Genomic DNA, 8,257 nt, shown 5'->3' on the forward strand with positions numbered 1-8,257 from the left:
CCGGGCACGCCACCGTAGAGCGCCGCCTCGGACGCCGTCTTCGGCACCTCCGCGCCGGTGAACAGTCCTCCGGCCGGGATTCCTACGGCGATGAACGGGCCGTAGTCGGAGCGCCCGGAGAACTCGCTGTCCTGGTATGGAAGGCTGCGGTCGGCATAGAAGGCTTCGAAGACGTCCTCGATCTCAGCCGACCCCTCGGGGATGAATCCCGCGGGGGCAGTGTTGCCCGAGTTGTCACCGTCGTAGATGCCGAACATGTAGTTCGGCGAGGCGATCATGTCGAAGTTGAGATAGAGCGCGATGTCGGCGAGTTGGGCCTCGGTCAGGTTCGCGACGTAGTGCTCCGATCCGAGCAGCCCCTCCTCCTCTGCACCCCACCACGCGAAGCGCACCGTGTTGTTCGGCTTGGTCTTCGACATCTGGATCGCGGTCTCGAGCAGCGCTGCGCTACCCGATCCGTTGTCATTGATGCCGGGGCCGTCCTGCACGCTGTCGAGATGCGCCCCCGCCATGACGGTGTTCGCATCGTTGCCGCTCGCGGTCTCGGCCAGCACGTTCCAGGCGACCCGCGTTTCCGCGGTGAAGTCGACCTTCACCGTCACTGTCGCGCCAGGGGTGCTGTACAGGTCTGCGCCCGCGGCGTAAGTCGTGAACACGGCGGGGATCCTGAGCCCGGTGGCGTCGCCGATCATGTTCAGCAGCCCGGTACGGCCATCTTGACCTTCGTTCATCACGATGACGCCGACCGCTCCCGCCGCCTGAGCGTTGAGAACCTTGACATTGAATCCGCACGTGCCGCGTTGCACCAACGCGACCGAACCGGCAGGCATCCCTGCGAAGTCGGATGCTTCGCATCCGCTGGTGCTGGTGTTGGCCGGGCCCGTCGGCGGAACGATCACGTCGGCGACGAAGAGCGGGCCGGTGGCGGTTCCTTCGGGCGTTCCGGAGTCGAAGGCGTTGCGCAGGAAGTCGGTCCCGTTGACGAAGGTCCGGGGACTGGGCGACACCCTGATCAGCTCGGAGTATTCCTCGGTGTACGGGAACTGGAATTCCTGCACCACGGGCGAATACCCCGCGGCTGTCAACTCCGCGACCACGTAGTCGACGGATGCTTTGTATCCCGGCCTGCCTGCCGCTCGATCGCCGTGCGTATCGGCGATGGACTGGAATGCTTCGAGATGATCGAGCACTCCCTCCAGCGTCACTGCTTTGGTGATCTTCTTCACCGAGTTGTTGTTCGGCGCCGCGTATGCGGGGGATGCGAATCCCACTGCTGCGACCAGGGCACCGGCCGCGATGACGGCTCCCACCCTACGAGTTCTGAACGACATAACGCTCCTCTCGAGACTCGGCGACGGCTTTGTCACCGAGGTTTTCCTCGACCCTAACTCCGGCGGCAGTCGGGATTCCAGGGGTTGTCGGAGCCCCGAGGAGATGCAACCGCGAGGTTGCATCAGGCGGCTGGGTGTGACATCCTGCAACCAGGAGGTTGCACAATGACGACGAAGGACTGCATCCACAAGCGCACTGTGCTGCGCGCGCCGCTGGAGCGCGTGTGGAGCGCGATCACCGACTCGGCGCAGTTCGGTCGGTGGTTCGGCAGCGAGTTCGACGGCCCGTTCGTGGCCGGACAGTCGGTGGGTGCGCGGATGGTCCCCACCGAAGCGGACCCGGAGGGCGCCGAGCAGCAGCAGGAGTATGCAGGCCAGGAGTGGACGGCGCACGTGGTGACCATCGACCCGATGCGCACGTTCGCGTTCCGATGGAATGCCGACGACCAGTCGGAGGTGCTCACCACCGTCACCTTCGAACTCGAGGCGGTCGACGAAGGCACCGCGCTCACGATCACCGAGACCGGCTTCGACGCCGTCCCGGCCGAGCGACGCGCCCGCATCATCGAGTCGAACACGCAAGGGTGGGACGCCCAGGCCGGCTTCCTGGCCGCGTTCCTCGAGCAGAACCCGTGACCGCGGCGGCCCCGCTCGAAGACATCGCACCCGTGTTCGCCGCTCTGGGCGATCCGACCCGCCTCGGGATCGTCGTCGCCCTCGGCGAACGCGGCCCGCAGTCGTCAGTGCGCCTCGCCACCGGCATCCCGATCACGCGCCAGGCGGTCTCGAAGCACCTGACCGCACTGGAGCACGCCGGGTTGGTGCGCAGCGTCCGCAGCGGTCGCGAGCGGCTGTGGAGTCTGCAGCCCGAGCGCCTGGCCGAGGCGGGGAGTGCGCTGGAGCGGGCCTCGGAGAGGTGGGATGCCGCCATCGAACGCCTGCGCAGCTTCGTCGAATCCGCAGATTCAGGCGAATCGGCGGAATCAGGACGTTCCGGGCGTCGATCGTCCTGATTCCGCCGAATCTCCTGATCTCGCGACGCATCCGCCACCAGGACCGCGATGACCCTGCCGACGCACGAAACCCGGCCGCAACAGAATTCAGGGACACTGTGGTCATGTCCACAAAGGTCTCGCTCACCCACTACACCGGGTACGAGTTCGCTCGACCGGTGTCGGTCACCCCTCATGTCGTGCGCCTGAGGCCCGCTCCGCACTCGCGGACGCCGATCGAGGCGTACTCGCTCGAGGTGAGTCCCAAAGAGCATTTCGTCAACTGGCAGCAGGACCCGTTCGGCAACTGGGTGGCCCGGCTGGTGTTCCCCGAGAAGATCGATCACCTGAAGATCACCGTGAGCCTGATCGCCGACCTCATGGTGATCAACCCCTTCGATTTCTTCATCGAGGAGTACGCCGAGTACTTCCCGTTCGAGTACGACCCCGCCCTCAAGGCCGACCTGGCACCGTACCTGCGACCGGTCGAGGACAGCGAGCAGGCCGGCATCTGGAAGTCGGCCCTGCCCGCCCTCCCCGAGGGCGGCGTTCCGACGGTCCAGTTCCTCGCGGGCCTGAACTCCGCGGTGCACCGCGACGTCGCATACGACGTGCGGATGGAGCCCGGTGTGCAGACGCCGGATGAGACGCTCGCCCGGGCGATCGGGTCGTGCCGCGACAGCGCGTGGCTGCTGGTGAGCCTGCTGCGCAAGTACGGGCTCGCGGCGCGCTTCGTCTCGGGCTACCTCGTGCAGCTCGCCGCCGATCAGAAGGCACTCGACGGGCCGAGCGGCACCGAGACCGATTTCACCGACCTGCACGCCTGGACCGAGGTGTACATCCCCGGCGCCGGATGGGTCGGGATGGATCCGACCAGCGCACTGTTCGCAGGCGAGGGGCATATCCCGCTCAGCGCGACGCCGCACCCCACGAGCGCCGCTCCGATCGAAGGCTCGACCGAGCCGGTCGAGGTGACTTTCGACTTCAGCAACGAGGTGCTGCGGGTGCACGAGGACCCCCGCACGACCAAGCCGTACACGGATCAGCAATGGGCGCGCATCGACGCGCTCGGCGCCGCCGTCGATGAACGCCTGCGCGAAGGGGATGTGCGCCTGACGATGGGCGGCGAGCCGACCTTCGTCGCGCTCGACGACGCCACGAGTGCGGAGTGGAAGACGGATGCCGACGGCGAGCACAAGCGCGTGCTCGCCGACGTGCTCGCCGCGCGCCTGCGCGCGACGTACGCGGCGGGCGGTGTGGTGCACCGCGGCCAGGGCAAGTGGTACCCGGGGGAACCCGTCCCGCGTTGGAACATCGCCCTGCAGTGGCGCACCGACGGCAAGCCGCTCTGGACCGATCCGACGAGCTTCGCCGATCCCTGGGGCGAGACGACCGATCCCGACGCCCGGTCCAACGCCGAATCGCTGGCCCGCGCGGTGACCGCCGTGCTCGGCATCCCCGACCGGCGGCTGCTTCCCGCGTACGAGGATCCCTACGCGGCGCGCGCCGCCGAGCTGCGCGAGCCGGAGGGCCCGCGGCCCGGCGCGGACGACCTCGCTGAGATCGACATCGCCGCGCTCGACCGGACCGTCACCACCGAGGCCGGCTGGGTGCTGCCGCTCACGACCGAAGGCGAGTGGACGAGCCCGGCGTGGAGCTTCCGCCGCGGCCGCCTCGTGCTGACGCCCGGCACGAGCTCGATCGGGATGCGTCTGCCCCTGGACTCGATCGCGTGGGAAGACCCCGAGCACCCCGGCGAGCCGTCCTACCTCGAAGCCGGACCGCCGCTGCGGCCCGGCATCCCGGAGGTCAAGGTCGTCGACCCGAAGGACGCGCGCACGACCGCGCTCGCCTTCGAAGCACGCGACGGTCATGTGCACGTGTTCCTCCCGCCTACGGTGACCCTCGACGCGTACGCCGATCTGCTGATGGTGATCGAGGAGGCCGCGCGGCTGACGCGGTGCCGGCTCGTGCTCGAGGGCTACGGCCCGCCACCCGACGCGCGCGTCACCCAGCTGATCGTGACGCCCGACCCCGGTGTGATCGAAGTCAACGTGCAGCCCACATCCTCGTGGGATCAGCTGCGCGATCTCACCGTGACGCTCTACGACGAGGCGCGCCTGAGCCGTCTGGCCACCGAGAAGTTCGACCTGGACGGCCTCCACACCGGCACCGGCGGCGGCAACCACATCACGCTCGGCGGATCGCAGCCGATCGACTCACCGCTGCTGCGCCGCCCGGATCTGCTCGCCAGTCTCATCACCTATTGGCAGCGGCATCCGAGCCTGTCGTACCTGTTCTCCGGCCGATTCATCGGGCCGACCAGCCAGGCGCCGCGCTTCGACGAGGGGCGGCCCGAGGCGGTCTACGAGATGGAGATCGCGCTCCAGGAGGTGCGACGGCTCACCGAGACGCCGCGCGAACCCGATGACAAGCCGCTGCCGTGGCTGGTCGATCGCGCCCTTCGGCACCTGCTCACCGACCTCACCGGCAACACCCACCGCGCCGAGTTCTGCATCGACAAGCTGTACAGCCCCGACAGCAGCCGCGGGCGGCTGGGCCTGCTGGAGCTGCGCGGATTCGAGATGCCGCCGCACGCCCAGCTGGCCCTCGTCCAGGCGCTGCTGGTGCGCAGTCTCGTGGCCATGTTCTGGGAGAAGCCGTACACCGCACCGCTGGTGCGCTGGGGCACGCGCCTGCACGAGGACTTCCTGCTTCCCGAGGGCGCGACCGCCGACATCGGCGAGGTGGTCGCCGACCTGCGCGCCCACGGCATCGACTTCGAGGACTCCTGGCTCGACGCCTTCACCGAGTTCCGCTTCCCGCGGATCGGGATGACGCGGATCGGCGCCGGTTCCCGGCCGATCGATTTGGAACTCCGCCAGGCGATCGAGCCCTGGAACGTCCTGGGCGAGGAGGTGACCGAGGGCGGCACCGCCCGCTACGTCGACTCCTCGGTCGAGCGCGTGCAGGTCAAGGTGAGCGGAATCGATCCGCGCATGCACCTGGTCACGTGTAAGAGTGTTCCCGTGCCTCTGACCCCGACAGGCCGCCCCGGAGAGTACTTCGCCGGCGTCCGCTACCGAGCCTGGCAGCCGTGGTCGGCTCTGCACCCGTCGATTCCGGTGCAGGCGCCCCTCGTGTTCGATGTCGTCGACATCGAGTCGGGGGTGAGCCTGGGCGGCGCGACCTATCACGTCGTCCATCCGGGCGGGCGCTCGTACGACCACCCGCCGATCAACGCGAACGAGGCAGAGGCGCGCCGCGCCAGCCGGTTCGACCCCCACGGCCACACCGCCGGCCGCCTGGACGTGCCGGCGCTGATCGACGCGGGGCGGAGGGCGTTCAGCCCGGACTATCCGCACACGCTCGACCTGCGGAGGGTTCCGACCGCGTGAGGCCTTCCGAATGAGTCTGCTCCGTGATTACGCGGCGGCGCTCGCACAGCCGACCCTTCCGCTCGCACCGGGCAACGGTGCGCGTTTCGACGAGGTCGTCGGCCCCGACGGCGCGCTCCGGCCGGCGTGGAAGGGCATGGCGGCGATCGCGGTCGACCTGACCCCCGCCGAGCTGCAGCGCATCGACGGCGAGATCACCACGCTGCTGGCGGACGACGGCGCGACGTACGGCAGTCCCGAGGCGGGCTCGCAGCCGTGGCAGCTCGATCCCATGCCCCTCGTTCTGGATGCCGTCACCTGGGCGCGACTGGAGGTCGGACTGGCGCAGCGCGCCGAGCTGCTGAACGCGCTCCTCGCCGACATCTACGGCGAGCAGCGGCTGCTCGCCGAGGGCGTCATCCCGGCCGCAGTGGTGTTCGGCCATGCGGGGTACACGCGGCCGATCGCCCGCGCCAGGGGTTTCGACCCGCACCCCTTGATCCTGTCGAGCACCGATCTCGGGCGCGACGCGGCGGGGGAGTGGCGCGTGCTCACCGACCGGGTGCAAGCTCCGTCCGGCCTCGGTTACGCGATGGAGAACCGCCGCGTCCTGTCGCGGGTCCTGCCAGAGCTGTACGAAGAGGCCGGCCTGCACCGCATGGAGCCCTACTTCTCCGCTTTGCGGGCGGCACTGCTCCAGGCCGCTCCGGCGGATGCCGCGGACCCGCGCGTCGTCGTGCTGTCGCCGGGCACCCACTCCGAGACGGCCTACGACCAGGCATTCCTCGCCAACATCCTCGGCTTCCCGCTGGTGCAGGGCGAAGACCTCGTCGTGCGCGACGGCTGGGTGTGGATGAAGCCCGCGGGCTTCCCGCAGCACGACCCGCACGAGCGGGTCGATGTCATCCTGCGCCGCGTGGACGCCGAGTGGTGCGATCCGCTCGAGCTGCGTGCGGGGTCGCGGCTGGGCGTGTCCGGGCTCACCGAGGCCGTGCGCCGTGGCCGCGTGCGTCTGGTGAACGGCCTCGGATCGGGTGTGCTCGAGAATCCCGGCCTCATGCCGTTCATGCCTGCCGTCTGCGAGCGGCTGCTCGGTGAGCAGCTGCGGCTGCCGTCGGTGCCCACGCAGTGGTGCGGCGATCCCGAGGGACTGCAGGCGGTGCTCGCGGCACTCGCTGCCGACCCGTCCGGGGTGATCGTGCGCGAGATCGACGGGCGTGCCGCCGACGTGTCCGGACTCGACCGCGAGGCACTGCGCGAGCGCATCCTCTCGGCACCGCATCGCTTCGTCGGGCAGGAGCGCCTGCCGCTGTCCCAGGCGCCTGCGTGGGGCGACGCAGGTCGCGCATCCGGTCGCGTGATCGCCCATCCGATCGTCCTGCGCGCATTCACCGTGCGCGACGGCGCGATCTACCGGCCCCTGGTCGGCGGCCTCGCGACCCTCGTCGACGACCGCAAGACCGCCCCCAGCACGAAGGACGTCTGGGTGCTCAAGGGTGCACCGGCAGACCCCGACCAGGGGATCGTCGAAGTCGCGCCCCTTCCCCTGGCTCGCGCCGTGCCGGTGCTGTCGCCGCGTGCCGTGGAGGACATGTTCTGGTCGGGCCGCTACGCCGAGCGCGCTGAAGACCTCGTGCGGTTGGTCATCACGGCCAGCGCCTATGCCGAGCAGCTGGACTACGCCTCGACCGCTCAGGGCGGCGCCGCCCTGCGTGCGCTCATCGGGGCGCTGCAGCGCCTGTGCGGCACGCGGTGGCTCGACCCGGACCTCGAACAGCGCTCCCTGCTGGTCGACGCCGACCGTCCCGGAACGGCCGCTCATTCGCTCGAGCGGCTGCGCGATGCGCTCGAGGGCGTACGGGACCAGCTCTCGGGCGACACTTGGCGTGCCTTCGGCAGCACCGATCGCGCGATGAAGGCGCTGCGCGCCTCGCGCCGGCCGCAGATCGCGGAGTCCGCCAGCCGCATGCTGGGCGGCATCCTCTCGCTGCAGGGCGTCACCTCCAACATGATGCGCGACGACGGCTGGCATGCGATCGAGGCCGGACGATACCTCGAGCGTTCGCTTCAGGTGTGCACCCTGCTGGCCGCGACGACCACCACCGCCCTCGGCGTCGGCGTGGAGCGGGCGGTGCTCGGAGGCGTGCTGATGGCCGCCGAGAGCTCCGTCACGCACCGCCGGCGGTTCCGCGGCAGCGTCCGGGCCGCCGATGTCATGGAGCTGCTGCTCGCCGACCCCGACAACCCCCGCTCGATCGCATTCTCGCTCGAGAGGCTCCGCTTCCATCTGTCCCAGCTGGAGGGGTCCACCGGCTCCACCCGGCCGGAGCGCCTGCTGGAGCACCTCCAGGACGCGCTCGAGGCGGCGGACATCGCCGCCCTGACAGCACCCGTCGACGGCCACCGCCCGCGGCTCGAGCAGTTCCTCGCCGAAACCCACGCGCAGCTGCACCGCCTCGGTGATGCCATCGTGCACCTGCACTTCGAGGGCGGACCCGGACCGCAGCCGCTCTCGTCTCTGGCGCTCACCGAGGTCATGGGAATGACCTCGTGAACC

Annotated in this window: 5 protein-coding genes; 4 read left to right on the forward strand and 1 reads right to left on the reverse strand. The window is 69.7% G+C overall.

Features of this window, described 5'->3' with window-relative positions:
• Positions 1–1,331: M28 family peptidase (locus VFX99_RS16870; RefSeq protein ID WP_329667451.1), on the reverse strand; the 1,331-nt coding region annotated here is incomplete at its 3' end.
• A 165-nt stretch (positions 1,332–1,496) separates the two neighbouring features.
• Here VFX99_RS16870 and VFX99_RS16875 point away from each other — a divergent pair.
• From VFX99_RS16875 to VFX99_RS16890, 4 genes are all read left to right on the forward strand, one after another.
• Positions 1,497–1,967: an SRPBCC family protein gene (locus VFX99_RS16875; protein WP_329667452.1), complete on the forward strand. Its 471-nt coding sequence runs from the start codon at positions 1,497–1,499 to the stop codon at positions 1,965–1,967.
• Positions 1,964–2,344, forward strand: a complete 381-nt coding sequence (locus VFX99_RS16880; RefSeq protein ID WP_329667453.1) for a metalloregulator ArsR/SmtB family transcription factor — start codon at positions 1,964–1,966, stop codon at positions 2,342–2,344. The genes VFX99_RS16875 and VFX99_RS16880 overlap by 4 nt, the downstream gene beginning before the upstream one ends.
• Before the next feature lie 104 nt (positions 2,345–2,448).
• Positions 2,449–5,721: a transglutaminase family protein gene (locus VFX99_RS16885; protein WP_329667454.1), complete on the forward strand. Its 3,273-nt coding sequence runs from the start codon at positions 2,449–2,451 to the stop codon at positions 5,719–5,721.
• Between the two features lie 10 nt (positions 5,722–5,731).
• Positions 5,732–8,254 carry a circularly permuted type 2 ATP-grasp protein gene (locus tag VFX99_RS16890; RefSeq protein WP_329667455.1) on the forward strand — a complete coding sequence of 841 codons (2,523 nt, stop codon included), beginning with the start codon at positions 5,732–5,734 and terminating at the stop codon, positions 8,252–8,254.
• Positions 8,255–8,257: the final 3 nt, after the last annotated feature.

This window comes from Microbacterium sp., assembly GCF_036277215.1.
GTDB lineage: Bacteria > Actinomycetota > Actinomycetes > Actinomycetales > Microbacteriaceae > Microbacterium.

What these genes read in the sequence shown, in the direction of transcription:
- VFX99_RS16885 (WP_329667454.1), top strand. Translation starts at nt 2,449, where the DNA reads ATGTCCACAAAGGTCTCGCTCACCCACTACACCGGGTACGAGTTCGCT.
- VFX99_RS16875 (WP_329667452.1), top strand. Translation starts at nt 1,497, where the DNA reads ATGACGACGAAGGACTGCATCCACAAGCGCACTGTGCTGCGCGCGCCG.
- VFX99_RS16890 (WP_329667455.1), top strand. Translation starts at nt 5,732, where the DNA reads ATGAGTCTGCTCCGTGATTACGCGGCGGCGCTCGCACAGCCGACCCTT.